Source organism: Bradyrhizobium sp. Kon69, from assembly GCF_055807515.1.
The window spans coordinates 44,358-59,641 of sequence record NZ_JBVVOS010000025.1 but is presented as its reverse complement, the minus strand read 5'-3'; the positions used below and the strand labels follow the sequence as shown (position 1 = coordinate 59,641).

Genomic DNA, 15,284 nt, shown 5'->3' with positions numbered 1-15,284 from the left:
CTCGGGCCAAGGTTTGATTGAGATTGTCCGGAGGAACGTCGTTGCCCCACAAGCGCATGCTCAACGCTGGCTCCGGTCCAGGTCCTGCCCGACGGATCGCCCGAATGACGGCGAAAGCGGATTGGGAAGAAGTGCGGCTGGACATCGACCCGGGCGTTCGGCCGGACGTCGTCGGCTCGATCACCCGGCTCGATGCGTCCTTTGGCCCTCAAGGCTTTGATGCGGTCTGGTCCTCGCACGTGCTTGAGCATCTCTATGCGCACGAGGTCTATCCGGCGCTGCGGCAATTCCACCGGGTTCTCAAGTCAGATGGTTTCGCTCTCATCATGAGCCCGGATCTGGAGGCGGTGGCTCAGTTCATCGTTGAGCATGGGATCGCCGCTGTGGCCTACGAGTCGCCGGTTGGGCCGATACGCCCGCTCGATATGCTCTATGGCCATACCCGCTCGATCGAAGAGGGGCAACACTATATGGCCCACCGCACAGGTTTTACCCCGGAGCGGCTTGGCAACCTGCTGCTCAGTGCAGGCTTCCCCACGGTATCGGTGCGGAGTCAGGATTTTGAGGTCTGCGCGCTGGCGCTAATGCCCGAGGCCGATGGCGTTGCCATTCAAAAGGAGCTTGCCGCCTGCGGCTTCGATTTTCACGAGCAATTTGCCTAGCTTGTGACCGGAAGCTTCCCCGCCGCAGTGTTAAAGTTTATCGCAGAAGAGCCGCAGTGTTAAGGTTTATCGCAGAAGAGGTGGCTTTTTACCCCATGGAAGCGGGCTTTCCGCATAGCAAGATCACCTGATTTATTATATGAATTTAATAGCTTGGCCCGAAGCGTCAGAGCGTTAGATTTTTCGGCTCCGTCGGTAGGCCATAACGTTTCTTCTAGAGGTTAGAGACAGGACCCCAATGAGCTCCGAACTCGTTCGCGAAGGCGCCTCGACCGACCCCACACCCGCCTCGGCACTTGAGTGTCTTGTCATCGTGGCCCGCCAGCATGGGATGCATTTGACGCCGACTCAGCTGGTGCAGGACAATTTGCTTCGCGATCAGAACGTCTCGATCCCGCAGCTGATCAAATGTGCCGAGAATGCCGGCATGAAGGCCAAGGCGGTCAAGCTCGATTGGGCCCATCTGGCGCAGCTGAAGAAGGCACTGCCGGCGGTCGTCTGGCTTCGCAATGGCGCCGCCATGGTGCTGCTCTCCGTTGACGGCGATCCACAAAATATCCGCGTCACACTGCGTGATCCCAATGCGGCGGACGACGCCCTGCTGGTGATCGACCAACCGCGGTTCGAGGACATCTGGTCGGGGGATGTCGTGCTGGTCAAGCGTGACTACGAGATTTCGGATGAGGATCAACCTTTCAGCTTCGGCCTCATCACGTCGCTGATCTTCCGCGAACGGCGCATGGTGCGCGATGTCGCGATCGCCGCGCTCGTGCTCGGCTTCCTATCGCTCGCGCCGATCATGTTCTGGCGTCTCATGTCGGACAAGGTGATCTTCTACAAGGCGTACAACACATTCTATGTGCTCTGCGTCGGCATGCTGGTCGTGATCGCATTCGAAGCCGCATTCTCGTTCCTGCGACAGTTCCTGGTACACCGGCTCACCTCGCGTCTTGACGTGAAGCTGTCCACCTACGTGTTCGAAAAAGTGTTGAGCCTGCCGATCGACTATTTCGAGCAAAACGCGGTCGGCCTGATCTCGCGCGACATCCGCGAAGTCTTCCGGGTCAGAACGTTCCTGGTTGGCCAATTGTTCGGCACCGTCCTGGACTCCACGATGCTGCTGTTCTTCCTGCCGGTGATGTTCTTCTTCAGCCCGGTCATGACCTTCATCGTGCTCGGATTTGCCGGCCTGATCGTGGCCTGGCTGGTGCTCATGCTGCCGGCTTATCGTAAAAAATCAGGTGTCGTCATGGCTGCGGAAGGCGCACAAGGTGCCTTCCTGATCCAATCGCTCAACGGCATTCGCACCATCAAATCGCTCGCGCTCGACGCACGTCAACGGCATATGTGGGACGTGTTGGTCGCCCGCGTCGCCAAAGCGCGGGTTGGCGAGGCCATGACCGGCACCATGATCCAAACCGTGGTTCGTCCCCTGGAGCGGCTCGCGGTCAACGGCTCCTACGCCATCGGCGTTTATCTGGCGCTCACAACGAATGATCCGATCTACATCGGTGCTCTGTTCGCATTCCTGATGCTGTCACAACGTGTGTCCGCGCCGCTGATGCAAATGGCGCAGCTCATCAATCAATACGACGAAGCGCGCACGGCGGTTTCGATGGTTGCAAAGCTTGTCAATCAGCCCGCGGAAGAAGGCCGGTCGGGTCATGGCGTGCGGACGCCGTTCAAGGGCCACGTCGAATTTTCCGGTGTGACCTTCAAATACAAGGGAACGGTGACACCTGCGCTCAACGACGTCTCGTTTGAGATCCCGCAAGGACAGACGCTTGGTGTCATGGGCAAGAGCGGCTCGGGCAAGACCACGATTACCCGGCTGTTGCAGCGCCTGCACTCTGATTATGGCGGGCTCATCAAGGTCGACGGCATTGACGTGCGCGAATACGATATCGACCATCTTCGGCGCAATGTCGGTGTTGTGCTGCAGGAAAACTTCCTGTTCAGCGGCACCATCCGAGAGAATATTGCGGCGGCCAAGCCTGATGCGACGTTCGATGAGGTGGTACGCGCGGCGCGACTTGCCGGCGCCGAGGAGTTCATCGACAAATTGCCGCGCGGTTATGAGACCTACATTTATGAGGGATCACCGAACCTGTCGGGTGGTCAGCGCCAGCGGCTGGCGATTGCGCGGGCGCTGATCGTCGACCCGCCGATCCTGATCCTGGACGAGGCCACGAGCGCGCTCGATGCCGACAGCGAGGCCATCGTCAATGCGAATATCGCACGCATCGCTCATGGGCGCACCTTGATCGTTATCTCGCACCGTCTGTCCTCGCTCGTGAAGTGCGACGCGATTGTGGTCCTCAATCGCGGCGTGATCGACGATGTCGGTCGCCACGAGGAGCTCCTGGAGCGCAACGACATCTATAGCGGGCTTTGGCATCAGCAGAATAATCATATGATTGCACCGGTTCGACGGAGCCCCAGCCTTGTCTCGTAGTCAGCAAGCGTCGCTTACGACCGTTCGACAGTTTCAGTCCGAGACGGACGCGATCCGCGAGGAGGCAGAGCCCCGGGTTGCCCGCGCCACCCTGTTGGTGCTCACGGCTTTCGTTGTCGTGATCGTTGGGATCATGTGTCTGACGCGCATCGATCGTGTGGTCTCGAGCGTCGGCGGCAAGATCGTTCCGGTCGACCAAATCACGGTGTTGCAGGCGCTCGACCCCTCGATCATCAAGACCATCGACGTCAGGGAAGGGGATCAGGTCAAGACCGGGCAATTGGTCGCTACGCTTGATTCTACCTTTACCGCGGCGGATGTGCACCAGTACAAATTGCAGATCGCGAGCCTTGAGACGCAAATGATGCGGGACAAGGCCGAGCTCGAAGGAAAGGTGCTGGTCTTCCCCGATCGCGATGACGAGGCGTTCAAGAGCTATGCGGATGTGCAGGGGGCGCTATACGACCAGCGCGATGCGCAGTACAGGGCGCAGCTATCGAGCTTCAATTCCAAGATCGAACAGACCAAGGCTACTATCCAGAAGCTCGAAAAGGATGACGAGCGGTTCGGCCAGCGCGAAGAGATCGCAAAGAAGGTTGAAGACATGCGCTCGAGCCTCGCTGAGAGCGGCAGCGGTTCGAAGCTCAATCTCTATGTCTCGCAAGATCAGCGCATCGAATTGTTGCGGCAGATCGACAGCACGCATAACAGCCTGCTCGAATCCAAGCATACGCTGCAGTCGCTGATGGCCGATCGCAATGCCTTCATCCAGCAGTGGCGTGCGCAGCTCAGCCAGGACCTGGTCCAGACTCGCAATAATCTGGATATCGCGCGATCGTCCTACGAAAAGGCCAATAAACACCAGGATCTGGTGCGCTTGACTGCAAGCGAGCCATCGGTCGTGCTGACCATGGCAAAGCTTTCGATTGGCTCCGTTCTAAAGCCGGGCGATCCCTTTATCACCCTCATGCCGGTCGGCACGCGCCTAGAAGCGGAAATCAAGCTTGCATCCCGGGACATCGGGTTTATTCGTTCGGGGGATCGCTGCACCATCAAGGTGGACGCGTTCAACGCCACCGAACATGGCACGGCCGAGGGCAAGGTGCGCTGGATCAGCGAAGGCGCATTTACGCTGGATGACGATGGCCGGGCCGTTGACGCCTATTACAAGGCGCGTTGCTCGGTCGAGCACGCGAACTTCATCGATGTGCCCCAGAACTTCCGCTTGATCCCCGGCATGACCCTCACCGGGGATGTCAACGTCGGAACGCGATCGGTTGCGATGTATTTGCTCGGCGGCATGCTTCGCGGCATGAAAGAGGCCATGCGCGAGCCATGATGGCAGCCCAATTTCTCCTTTGGCGAGCCAAGGAGGTCTTGCGCGGGAAATCATTTCGTCACCGAAGGTCCCCATTCGATGCGGGGGTCGCTGCCTATGATGCTGCACGCTTTCTCGACGCTTTTCACGCCTGGAGAGACGCGAGCAAGCTTGGCCATGCGGAAGCCGATCACCGGATCGCGCTCCTATACGAAAAAGGCGAGGGCGTTCGTGGCAGCATTGCCGAAGCCGTGGCCTGGCACGAGCGCGCGGCCCAGGCGGGTCACCTCGAAGCGCAATACAAACTCGCGCTGATATACCGCCATGGCGTGCAGGCCGGACTCGGGCCTGGATCAGCTGAGACCTGGCGGCGGTCGTCCGAGGAGCGGCTCGGTGAGAAGGCATCGTCGCTTCATGCTCTGATCTTTCCACATGGGATTGCCGTTGCCAAAAACTCTGAAGCTGCGTTCCGATGGGCCAAATCTGCGGCAGATGCGGGCAAGCCCGAGGCGCAGGTCTTGCTCGGTGATCTCTACACAAATGGCGAGGGCTGCGAGCGGGACCTCAAGGAAGCACTGAAGTCTTATATGGCGGCCGCGAAACAGGACTTTGCGGCCGGCCAGTTTGCGCTCGGCGATGTCTGCTTCCAGGGCCGCGGACTGCCGGAGAATTTCGAGCTTGCCGCTGAATGGTACCGCAGGGCTGCGGATCAGGATTACGTCCGGGCGGCGGTGGCGCTTGCGTTCATGCATCTGAAGGGCAAGGGATTGCCTGAGGATCATGCTGAGGCCGCGCGGCTGTTTGCAAAGGCGGCGGAGCACGACGACGCCGTTGCGCTCTACCATATCGGGATCATGCGTCTCAACGGGGATGGCGTCGAACGAGACCGCGAACGCGCGGAAACGCACTTGCGGAAATCGGCGCGCAAGGATTATCTGCCGGCGATCCTGGCGCTTGGCGCATTCTATGCTCTCGGAGCGGGCGCGGAGCCCGACCTGCGAGAGGCCGCGTATTGGTATCAAAGGGCGGCCGAGCGCGGCGATGTGCAGGCTCAATTCTTTACCGGCCGGTTCTTTGCCACGGGCGACGGCGCGCCGCCCAATCTGCGGGAGGCGGCAAAATGGTTCCTTCGCGCCGCCGAGAACAAGCATCCCACGGCGGCCTTCAACATCGCGACGTTTTTGGCCAATGGCACCGGCCTGGAGAAGGATATCCCTGCTGCGATCAAATGGTTCGAGGTCGCAGCCGAAGGCGGCCTAAGCGCGGCCAAGATTCAGCTTGGGCGTCTCCATGCGGCCGGGGGAGGCGGCACCGACCAGGCGCAGGCAAAACAATGGCTGGAGCAGGCCGCCAACGCCGGTGATCCCGAGGCCAAGGTCGCCTATGCCCAGTTCCTGCTACAGACCGACAAGGAGCGCTCGCTCCAGCGCGCCACGGACCTCCTGACGGAGGCCGCCGAGGCCAACTACGGGCCGGCGAAGCTTATGCTCGGGCACCTCTATGCGGGGCGGCTGGGGGGGCCTCCTGTCCCGTCGCTCGCGGTGAAATGGTACAGCGGCGCCGCCGAAGCCGGATCCGTCGAAGCCATGATGGAGGTGGCAAACCTCAATCTCGGTCAGAACAAGCTTGGTGCCGATCCCAAGCAGGCGGCCCTATGGCTTGAGAAAGCCGCGCGCGCAGGCCATGCGGTGGCCCAGTTTCAGCTCGGGGTGATGTTCTGCACCGGCAACGGGGTCGAGCTCAATCTTCAACGGGGTCTCGGCTGGTATGAGGCGGCGGCAAAGCAGGGCCATGCGCTCGGCCAATTCAATCTCGCGGTGATGCTGTCCAAGGGCCAGGGCTGCGAGCGGAACGCGGAAAAGGCGGTCGAATGGTTCGAACGAGCTGCCGAACTAGGCATGCCCGCGGCCCAGCTTGCGCTCGCAGACGCCTATGCTGCAGGTTCCGGCGCTCCCACAAATGCAGACATGGCTGTCAGGTGGTATGAGAAAGCCGCACAGCAGGGCAATGAAATGGCGCGGCAGCGCCTTGCCGCCCTGAACCGCGGCCCGACCAGGTAAGGGCCAGCTTGACAGTTGCGTTGTCTACGCGTCCGCACCATCGAACCGTTCGCCGTGAGGCTTTAAAGCACGCCAGCGCAGCAACATTAATCAAGAGCTCAGCGAACCGGGCCCGAGACATAAGGGGGGCACGTAGTGAGTGACTTTTGCGACACTGTTTTCGACGAAACGGGCCCATGAATTAAGATTAAATACGACACTCTGCTTGGCTGCATTGCGCCAGGTTCTGCTGGCATCTAGAAACAGCAAGGGCAGTCTCTTCGATTCAATTTCGGCGTCCGGTGGCACCAGGTTTGCTTGGAGGACGTGGCCTGCTTCTTGATTTGGGGCGCTTCAGATGTCGGATTTTGTCAGCGGTCTCGTCCGAACCTCCGCCAACCGGAAGTCTGGCGGAAGCAAGTCGAACGCTCCCAAAAAATCGGGGCAGACCACGGCTGCTAACGAGGCAGGTGTCACGCCGGAGCAGCTGAAAATCGCAAAGGACTATTTGGTTCGACACGGGCTGTTCGACACCGATTACTACGTCAGCACCTATGGTGACGTTGCAAAATCCGGCGTTGATCCTTTCGAGCATTTCTTCCTGCACGGCTTTTTGGAGGGACGGCGTCCCAACGTCCTGTTTGATACGGCTTGGTACATCGCGACCAATCCTGACGTGACCAGCTCCGGCGTCAATCCGTTGCTGCACTATGCACGCATTGGTGAACCCGCCGGAACGAGGCCCAATCCACATTTCGACCCGGCCTGGTATCGGACGTCTTACGGACTGACGCCAAGCGAAAGCCCGCTGGGTCATTATCTGGCAAATCGCAAGGGGCAGTTCAGTCCGATCCCGGAATTCGACGCGCAATATTATCTGTCGGCCTACCCTGATATTCGCGAAGCCGGCGTCGATCCGTTCGAGCATTTCATGTCTTACGGATTCAAGGAGGGGCGTAATCCCTCGGATGAGTTCGATGTGCGCTTCTACGCGCAACGGTATCTCGGGGGAAAATTCGACCAGAACCCGCTGGTGCATTTCCTGGAGCATCGCGAGGAGAAGGGCGTCTACTCGAAGCCGCCGCTGAACGAGGCGACCATCCCTGCAGAAATCCGGAGATTCACGCGGACGGGACCGCTGTTCGAGGAGCTGCAACCGCTGCCGCCGCGAGCCAAGCGACGCGCCAAAGTTCTGGCGTATTATCTCACCCAATTCCACTCCTTCCCCGAGAACGACAAATGGTGGGGCAAGGGCTTTACGGAATGGACCAATATTGCCCGCGGCGTCCCGCGCTTCAAAGATCACTATCAGCCGCGCGTGCCGCGCGATCTCGGCTTTTATAGCCTCGAAGACATCAACACGATGCGCAAGCAGGTCGAGCTTGCGCGGCGCAGCGGCATCGATGGCTTCGTGTTCTACTATTACTGGTTCAACGGCAAGCGGCTGCTGGAGCGGCCGCTGGAACAATTCCTTCAGACCCGTGACGTCGACATGCCGTTCTGCCTGATGTGGGCGAACGAAAATTGGACCCGGCGCTGGGACGGGATGGATGGCGAGGTTCTGATCTCGCAGGATTATCTTGCCGAGGATGACGAACTGCTGCTCGCCGACTATGCGCGGCATTTCTCCGATCCGCGCTATATTCGAATCGATGGCCGGCCGCTCCTTATGGTGTATCGGCCTGGCATCATCCCGAATGCCAAGGAGGTCATTGAACGCTGGCGCGAGATCTTCGCCGAGAAGTTTGGCGAACATCCAATCATCGTGATGAGCCAGAGCTTCGACGATTTCGACCCCCGCATTTATGGACTGGACGGCGCGATTGAATTTCCGCCGCACAAGATCACCAAGTTCACGCCACGTATCAACAACGAGGTCGAGCTGTTCGATGACACCTTTAACGGTCAGGTCTACCGTTATGAGGATGTGGTCGACTATTCGCTGAAAGAGCCGCGTGCGGATTTCCCGCTGATCAAGACGGTGGTGCCTAGCTGGGACAATGACGCGCGGCGTCAGGGATCTGGTCTGGTGATCCAGGGCTCCACGCCGGCGAAATACGAGGCCTGGCTGTCAGCTTTGATCGAGCGCGCTCAGACCGAAACGTTCTTCGGCGAGCGCATCATTTGCGTCAATGCCTGGAATGAATGGTGCGAGGGCGCCTATCTCGAGCCTGACCTCTATTACGGATCAGCCTATCTGAATGCGACAGCGCGGGCGGTTGCCGGGATCCAGCGCGATGCCACCATGCCCAAACTGCTGCTGGTGGGGCATGACGCGTTTCCGAGCGGCGCGCAGCACCTTCTGCTTCACATCGGCAAGACGCTGCGAAGCGGGTTCAACGTCGACGTCCGCTTCCTGCTCATGGAAGGCGGCAAGCTTGAGTCTGAATATGCGCAGGTGGCGCCGGTTACCATCGTCCGCGGCGTCAACGAGCTTCCGGGCAAGCTCGCTGAGCTCTGCGACCAGGGGGTAACGGCTGCTATCGTGAATACGTCAGCGAGCGGCAGCGTCGTACCATTCCTCACCGGCCGCGGCATCAGAACGATCAGTCTCATTCACGAACTGCCGCGGATACTACGGGAAAAGAACCTCGAGGATCTGGCGCGGCGCAGCATCACCGCCTCACACAAGGTCGTGTTTGCTTCGCGTTTTGTCCAGGATAGTCTCGTGGCGGGTCTTAAGCTTGAGGAGGACAAATCCGACCGCTTCGTGATTTTCCCGCAAGGCAGCTACAAGCAGATCGAGGCTGCACCGGACAAGGCGCGGCAGCTGCGCTACGAACTGGGTATCCCGGCGGGCGCGCCAGTCGTGCTCGGCGTCGGCTATGCTGACTTACGCAAAGGGTTCGACCTGTTTCTGCAGGCCTGGCGGCTTGCGCATCTGAACAATTCAAGCGTCCATTTCGTGTGGGTCGGCGACCACGATCCCGGCATGATGGAATGGCTCGCGGGCGAAGTCGCGGCGGCAGAGGCTACGAAGACGTTTCATCTGATCGGCTTCCGTAGCGACATGGAGACCTTCTATTCGGCCGCCTCCGTGCTTGCGCTCACCTCGCGCGAAGATCCATTCCCAACGGTTGCTCTGGAAGCGCTCGGCATCGGCGTTCCCGTGGTTGCTTTCGCAAACTCCGGCGGAATCCCTGAATTCCTGCTGGAGAACAAGCTTGGCCGGGTCGTCGAGTATTGCGATACAGCGGCCATGGCACGAGCGATCGGCGAACTCATCCGATCGCCGGTCACGCCGGCCGAGCGGGATCGCATGATGGATCTGATCGAGCAGGATTTCTCGTTCCCCAATTACGTCAAGGGCCTGCTCGAGCTTGCTGCGCCCACTCTACCAGCCGTTTCGGTGGCGGTGCCAAACTACAACTACGCCCATTGCCTCGGCGAGCGGCTCGATACGATCTTTGATCAGACCCATCCCGTCGACGAAATCCTCGTACTGGACGATGCCTCGACCGACAGCAGCGTCGAGGTCATCATGGAGCTTGCAGAAAGCCGGCAGCGCGATCTCGCCCTCATCATCAACGAGGAGAACTCCGGATCGGTCTTTGCGCAATGGACCAAGGCAGCCGAGATGGCCAGCGGCGAATTCCTCTGGATCGCGGAAGCGGACGATCAGTCCGATCCACAATTCCTCGCGCGCCTGGTCGGCCTCATGAAGGCCGATCCCGACATTGCGCTCGCCTTCTCCGATTCGCGCTCGATCGATGCGGAGGGGCGGGAGGTCTATGCGAGCTACAAGCCCTATTATGCGAGCATCGAGCCGGAGGCGCTCTCGCGCAGCGAGGTGTTCAGCGGGGCGGATTTCATCGCGCGCTATCTTGCGGTCAAGAACACGATCCTGAACGTCAGCTCGGTGGTCTGGCGCCGCGAGGCGCTGCTCACGGCGCTCGAGGCCTGCGGCTCCGAGCTCAAGGACTTCCGCATGGCCGGCGACTGGCGCCTCTACCTACAGGCGCTCATCCCGGCCGGCGCCAAAATCGCCTATGTGGCCGACCCCCTCAACGTCCACCGCCGGCACGCCGAAAGCGTCACCCACTCCCTCAAGGCCGAAAAGCACGTCGCTGAAATTGCTGCAATGCACGCGGCGATCCGCGGCGCGGTCAAACTGCCGAAGAAGCAGGCGCTCGCCCAAGCGGCCTATGTCGACGAGGTCACCCGTCAGCTCCTCCCTCCAGCAGAGGTGCCTCAGGAGGTGTCTGCTGCAACCGGCACACACGAATCTGTCAAGCACGCCGGTGAAGTCAAACTCGGTGAGGCGGCTAGGCCGAAAGCTGCCAAACCTGGCGCGACTTCACGCGGGCCTGCCAAAAAAGCGGGGAAGGTCAACGCGAAGACCAGGGTTGAACCGTCTAAGAAGGCCGATTCCGCTCAGAAAAAGCGTGGCCTAGCGCCGCCTGTGTCCAAGTCAGGCCGATCAGGCAAATCTGCGACCTTTGTCAGCCAAAAAACCGCGACCCGCGACTAGCGAGAAGTCTGAATGTTTGTCCCTCCCTACGAGCCGCTGCTCAAGAGCCTCAATTCCACTCGGGACCAGGCCGAGGCCGCTCAGGAGGTCAAGGTCCCTCTTTCCCTCCTGAAACTCCTGCTCCAGATCGCGCTTGCGCAGGCGGATTTCAATGAGGATAGTTATTTGGCTGCAAACCCGGATGTAAGGGAGGCAGTCGACAGGGGAGATGTCGAGAGCGGGCTAATGCACTTTATCGGCTTCGGATATTTCGAGGGGCGACGGGGTGGAATGGCGATCGTGGACGAGGACTGGTACTTGAAGAAGTATCCAGACGTCGTAGGGGGGATCAAAAAGGGAGCCGTCTCGTCAGCTGACCAGCATTTCAATCTGGTGGGAGCAGGCGAGGGGCGAAGCCCGAATGCACTTGAAGAGGAAAATGCGCATCAGTGGAAGAAGGTCCTCCTCGATCGCTGAAGGAGGGTGCAACTGGTAGTCATTCTTGTAGAGGATCGACGTTCCACATTTTTCGAAATATGAAGAAAAGCCGCCCTCCTTCGGCGAGCCCGCGATCTTCCTTCGTGTCGCGCGTTGAAGAGGGAAGAGTTGACGTGTCTTTAGTTGTCGTTTGAGCCCAAGGAAGGCTTTAAGAGGATTGCATGAAGGTCGCAGCCGTCACAATGGTCTTCAACGAAAAGTATAAGTTGCCGATCTGGACTAAATACTACGGATCGCAACTCGGGCCCGGGCAGTGCTATATCATCGACCACGGTTCGAACGATGGTTCTACAGACAGTCTGCAGGGGTTCAACCAGATCCGCCTCCCCAGGTCGCCGCAAGACAACGAGAAGAGAACTCTCTTTGTTGGCGACCTCGTGAACAATCTGCTGCGTTACTATGACTACGTATTTTATACGGACTGTGACGAAATACTTGTTGCGGATCCGCGCAAGTTCAACGGCATCGCTGACTACTGCCAAAAGGTCAGGCCAGACTACGTTACATCAATAGGACTGGATTTGCTGCACAAGCTTCCCGAAGAAGGCGCGCTCGATCCGAGCCTTCCGATCCTCCAGCAGCGAAGCTATGTGCATTACAGCTCTGCAATGAATAAACCGAACCTAACGTCTAAGCCAGTGACCTGGTGGCCTGGCTTTCATAGTAGAGAACTGCCCGCCAAATTCGGTGATTTGTTCCTCTTCCACCTGCGCTACGCCGACATGACGCAGACGCTGGAGCGATTGAAGACAACTCGCGAAATGCCGTGGGCCAGAGAGAATGCTGGCAGTCATCAAAGAGTTCCGGACCAGAACATGGTTGGAATGGTAGAGCAATGGGCTAGACTACCAGTTGTATCCAGTGATCCATGGTCGGCAAGCGCCGGGATTCTCGGGGCTTATCTTCAAGAATTCAAAGCAAGCGAGCGACTTGAAAATGGCAACACACATTGGGTCGATACCGTAAAATTCGGGCGTGAGCTTCTGAGCATACCTGCAGAGTTTAAGGAGGCATTCTGATTTAGAAGCTTTGCGAAGTTATTCGATCGAGCGGTTGGATCAAGGCCGACGTGGCCTCTAGGAGTTGACCATGGATGTCGCCATGGAGCGAGATGAGCGCATCCTATTTGAAAGCTTCGCAAGATGCTCTCAAAGGTATGTAGAGTTTGGCACAGGTGGCAGTACTTTCCTCGCGGCTTCCAGCAAGAAGCAGTGGATCGTTTCCATAGACTCATCCAAGGACTGGCTGGACCGCGTCGCCCATGAAACGCGCGGATGCGAAACGCATCCTGAGTTGGTCTTTGCGGATATCGGTCCGACGAAAGAGTGGGGTTTTCCGAAAGACGACGAGTTCAAAGATCGATGGCCGACGTATCATGAACTGATTTGGAGCCGTTCGCGAATTGAGACGTCTGATCTTTTCTTTATAGATGGAAGATTTCGAGTTGCGTGCGCAATCCAGTGCCTTCTTCGCTCGGTCCCGGGTGCGATAATTGGAGTACACGATTTTAGTGATAGACCACACTATCATGTACTGTTGGAGTTTTTCCACGAGATAGCCAAGGCTCGTCGATTGAGCTTCTTTCTGAAATCTGATCGCTTTGATCGCCATCGGGCTCTTTCTCTTCTCGCTCAGTTCGGGTCAGATCCAGCCTAGAGTGCTAATTAGTTACCTGCTTGCAATCCCCGATTGAATGCTCGTAGTCGATTTCCGGTCGGGTCTCCAAGAGTCTCATTTAGCGCCCCGCCACCCTCCGAGTTTTCATTCCACGAGTAGATGAGCAGCAGCTTTGATGGAGCAGTATCGGCACGCCCAATGAATTGGACTGCATCCTTCACTTCCTGAGACAATTGCTCATCGGTTGCGACGTTGTAGATGACCCGCGAACCGTCTGCCGCGGTGGCGCCCGACGTAACTGGTCGCTGATCGAATCCACTCATGATGGTTGGAACGATGGGCATTCGCATCGCAGCAAGACGCAACCAAAACGATCGAGTTTGCTGGCTGAGGGACTCAAATGAGCCATGCTCGGTCGGCCTGAGAGGAATATTGTAGGTTCCAATTGCATCTGCGCCGACGCCTTTGGCAATCTCAGCTACTCTTTCAGGTCTTCCTCCCAATATTACAATATAGGGACGACCAATCTTGCTTGACCGAAGCTCGATCTCCAAGTCATCGAGCATCTGCTTAACGTTCTCAAAGTTGCCATCAAATGTAGCTTTGAACTCCGGCTCAAACCATAAGATGAAAAGAACCGGTCGGTTCGTTTCTTTGACATCCACTTTCTGGTAGTTAGTTTGTCGCATGTTCTCGGCGAGGGCCGCTATGGACTTTTGTCGCTGAGATTGAGAGCCGAAGAGTGCGAGCCCAGTTATCCAAGTCCAATTCACCTTGTCTTTAATCGCGCTGCTTTGGAAGAGCTTCCACGCGCTCGTCAAGCTGCTTTGCTCAGCGTATTTGTCAAATGCCCAGCACTTTAGGCCACCAATATCTGCAGAGCTGCGAACTTCGTCATCGATTACTTTTTGACTGCCGTTGCAACTTATGCTGCTTGGCGAGCTGACAACACAGTGTCTTGGTGCCCGATCTTGCCATTCGACCGGGGACAGTTGCCTTTGAGCCGTTAACGAGCTCGACGTGGGGTTATACCAGGCGTCCCATCTGATAGCGCAGGGAATTACTTCCGTAGCTAGGGTTGGAGTTGATCCAACCACCAGCAACAAGGCAATGAGACGAGTTCGTCTAGCGCGCGCCGACATGAGGGGCCATCTTCACCCTATGAGTGGTCTAGCTTAGCCAGTATAGTCCATTTAGGTGCTGCGACAGATGCGATCTAACTTTGCTCGGACCAACGAGCAGCTGCGGTGTGTCGTTGCGGTTTTCTTGCACGTATTTCATATGAAGGTCTAGATTCAGATGAGTTATCGGCGCGGATGCAAGTGTGATGTTTCCGTATCGGTTACCGGGGCGATACCAAGAGCCCTGTGATTCATGGTGCAGAAGACCTCTATTTGGAGGCACCGCTAATAAACTGTAAGACAAATCATAAAATAGCATCAACGCGGCGGTAAAGCCAACTCCTCCATGGACCCAAATTTCATTGCCGGCCGTAAATCGAGAGGCTGATCGTAGTCCAATTGCGCTTATCGCTTCTGGTTGAGACAACAGGGAGCACCAAGCGCGGAATGGATGAGCGTTGGCGGCGGTCGCCATAAATGCCGGTTGAAAAAATAGGCCCGCGTCTAAGAAAAGGGAAATGTCGCTAAATTGGACAAGGTCGAGCAAGGCGCGTCCGAAGTCGACACCTAGATCGGCGTAAATGCCTCCGATTTCACGTAAGACCAAATATTTGCTGATATCTCCAGCAAGTACATACTTCTGATGTGCGATGGCTAATTCAATGCGGCCTACAAGTAGTTTGTCACTTAGTGAGGATATATCGCAGAAAACTAAAGGTGCGCTTTGGAAATATTCGCTTAGCTTGGACGCTGCTGGGGTTGAGTTATGCCAAAACAAATAGCGGTAGCTATTTCCAAGTCGGCTGCATTGGTTGGCAATTCGCTTTAGATACTCTTCCGGCGGGAAGGCTGGCCTTTCTGGATTCGTGAGCCAGATTCTGTGAATTATCTTGGGTACTCGGCTTGGGGTTATTTGTCCGCCGGACAGGTTAGCCTTTACGGATGCCGGGGACTCTTCAACGAAACTACGTCTGTGCGCGTTAGAGATGCAGAAACCCTCAAAGAATCGCTCATGATTCTCCGGGGTGCTCTCCTTGAGCAAGAGGTCAACTTGGCCTTCTACACTTAGTAGAGTTTTGCGGATTGAATCGAAATCCGCATCGCCGTCTTCGCGCAACATAGAA

General features: G+C 57.6%; 10 protein-coding genes. 8 read left to right on the top strand and 2 right to left on the bottom strand.

Going from position 1 to position 15,284, the window contains the following annotated elements:
* The first annotated feature begins 56 nt into the window (after window positions 1-56).
* The 8 genes from AC0L3U_RS28970 (at window position 57) to AC0L3U_RS28935 (ending at window position 13,078) form a co-directional block, all read left to right on the top strand.
* Complete coding sequence (locus AC0L3U_RS28970) at window positions 57-662, top strand: class I SAM-dependent methyltransferase (protein WP_473364128.1); 606 nt, start codon at window positions 57-59, stop codon at window positions 660-662.
* A 238-nt stretch (window positions 663-900) separates the two neighbouring features.
* Window positions 901-3,117 carry a peptidase domain-containing ABC transporter gene (locus tag AC0L3U_RS28965; protein WP_473364110.1) on the top strand — a complete coding sequence of 739 codons (2,217 nt, stop codon included), beginning with the start codon at window positions 901-903 and terminating at the stop codon, window positions 3,115-3,117.
* A complete protein-coding gene (locus AC0L3U_RS28960) occupies window positions 3,107-4,456 on the top strand; it encodes an HlyD family type I secretion periplasmic adaptor subunit (protein WP_473364109.1) in 1,350 nt (449 codons plus the stop codon). Before AC0L3U_RS28965 ends, AC0L3U_RS28960 begins: the two co-directional genes overlap by 11 nt.
* Before the next feature lie 38 nt (window positions 4,457-4,494).
* Window positions 4,495-6,495: a tetratricopeptide repeat protein gene (locus AC0L3U_RS28955; protein ID WP_473364108.1), complete on the top strand. Its 2,001-nt coding sequence runs from the start codon at window positions 4,495-4,497 to the stop codon at window positions 6,493-6,495.
* A gap of 337 nt (window positions 6,496-6,832) precedes the next feature.
* Window positions 6,833-10,945: a glycoside hydrolase family 99-like domain-containing protein gene (locus AC0L3U_RS28950; RefSeq protein WP_473364107.1), complete on the top strand. Its 4,113-nt coding sequence runs from the start codon at window positions 6,833-6,835 to the stop codon at window positions 10,943-10,945.
* 12 nt (window positions 10,946-10,957) lie between these two features.
* A complete protein-coding gene (locus AC0L3U_RS28945) occupies window positions 10,958-11,401 on the top strand; it encodes a hypothetical protein (protein ID WP_473364106.1) in 444 nt (147 codons plus the stop codon).
* A 182-nt stretch (window positions 11,402-11,583) separates the two neighbouring features.
* Window positions 11,584-12,441 carry a glycosyltransferase family 2 protein gene (locus AC0L3U_RS28940; RefSeq protein ID WP_473364105.1) on the top strand — a complete coding sequence of 286 codons (858 nt, stop codon included), beginning with the start codon at window positions 11,584-11,586 and terminating at the stop codon, window positions 12,439-12,441.
* Window positions 12,442-12,511: 70 nt separating this feature from the next.
* Window positions 12,512-13,078 (top strand): hypothetical protein, encoded by a 567-nt coding sequence (locus AC0L3U_RS28935; protein WP_473364104.1) that lies wholly within the window; start codon window positions 12,512-12,514, stop codon window positions 13,076-13,078.
* Window positions 13,079-13,086: 8 nt separating this feature from the next.
* On the opposite strand, the gene AC0L3U_RS28930 is transcribed toward AC0L3U_RS28935, so the two are convergent.
* Both AC0L3U_RS28930 and AC0L3U_RS28925 read right to left on the bottom strand, forming a co-directional pair.
* On the bottom strand, window positions 13,087-13,860 hold the full coding sequence (locus AC0L3U_RS28930; protein ID WP_473364103.1) for a glycoside hydrolase family 71/99 protein: 774 nt from the start codon (window positions 13,858-13,860) through the stop codon (window positions 13,087-13,089).
* A gap of 349 nt (window positions 13,861-14,209) precedes the next feature.
* Window positions 14,210-15,280: a glycosyltransferase gene (locus tag AC0L3U_RS28925; RefSeq protein WP_473364102.1), complete on the bottom strand. Its 1,071-nt coding sequence runs from the start codon at window positions 15,278-15,280 to the stop codon at window positions 14,210-14,212.
* Between the last annotated feature and the right edge of the window lie 4 nt (window positions 15,281-15,284).

What these genes read in the sequence shown, in the direction of transcription:
- AC0L3U_RS28965 (WP_473364110.1), top strand. Translation starts at nt 901, where the DNA reads ATGAGCTCCGAACTCGTTCGCGAAGGCGCCTCGACCGACCCCACACCC.
- AC0L3U_RS28950 (WP_473364107.1), top strand. Translation starts at nt 6,833, where the DNA reads ATGTCGGATTTTGTCAGCGGTCTCGTCCGAACCTCCGCCAACCGGAAG.
- AC0L3U_RS28945 (WP_473364106.1), top strand. Translation starts at nt 10,958, where the DNA reads ATGTTTGTCCCTCCCTACGAGCCGCTGCTCAAGAGCCTCAATTCCACT.
- AC0L3U_RS28935 (WP_473364104.1), top strand. Translation starts at nt 12,512, where the DNA reads ATGGATGTCGCCATGGAGCGAGATGAGCGCATCCTATTTGAAAGCTTC.
- AC0L3U_RS28970 (WP_473364128.1), top strand. Translation starts at nt 57, where the DNA reads ATGCTCAACGCTGGCTCCGGTCCAGGTCCTGCCCGACGGATCGCCCGA.
- AC0L3U_RS28925 (WP_473364102.1), bottom strand. Translation starts at nt 15,280, where the DNA reads ATGTTGCGCGAAGACGGCGATGCGGATTTCGATTCAATCCGCAAAACT.
- AC0L3U_RS28940 (WP_473364105.1), top strand. Translation starts at nt 11,584, where the DNA reads ATGAAGGTCGCAGCCGTCACAATGGTCTTCAACGAAAAGTATAAGTTG.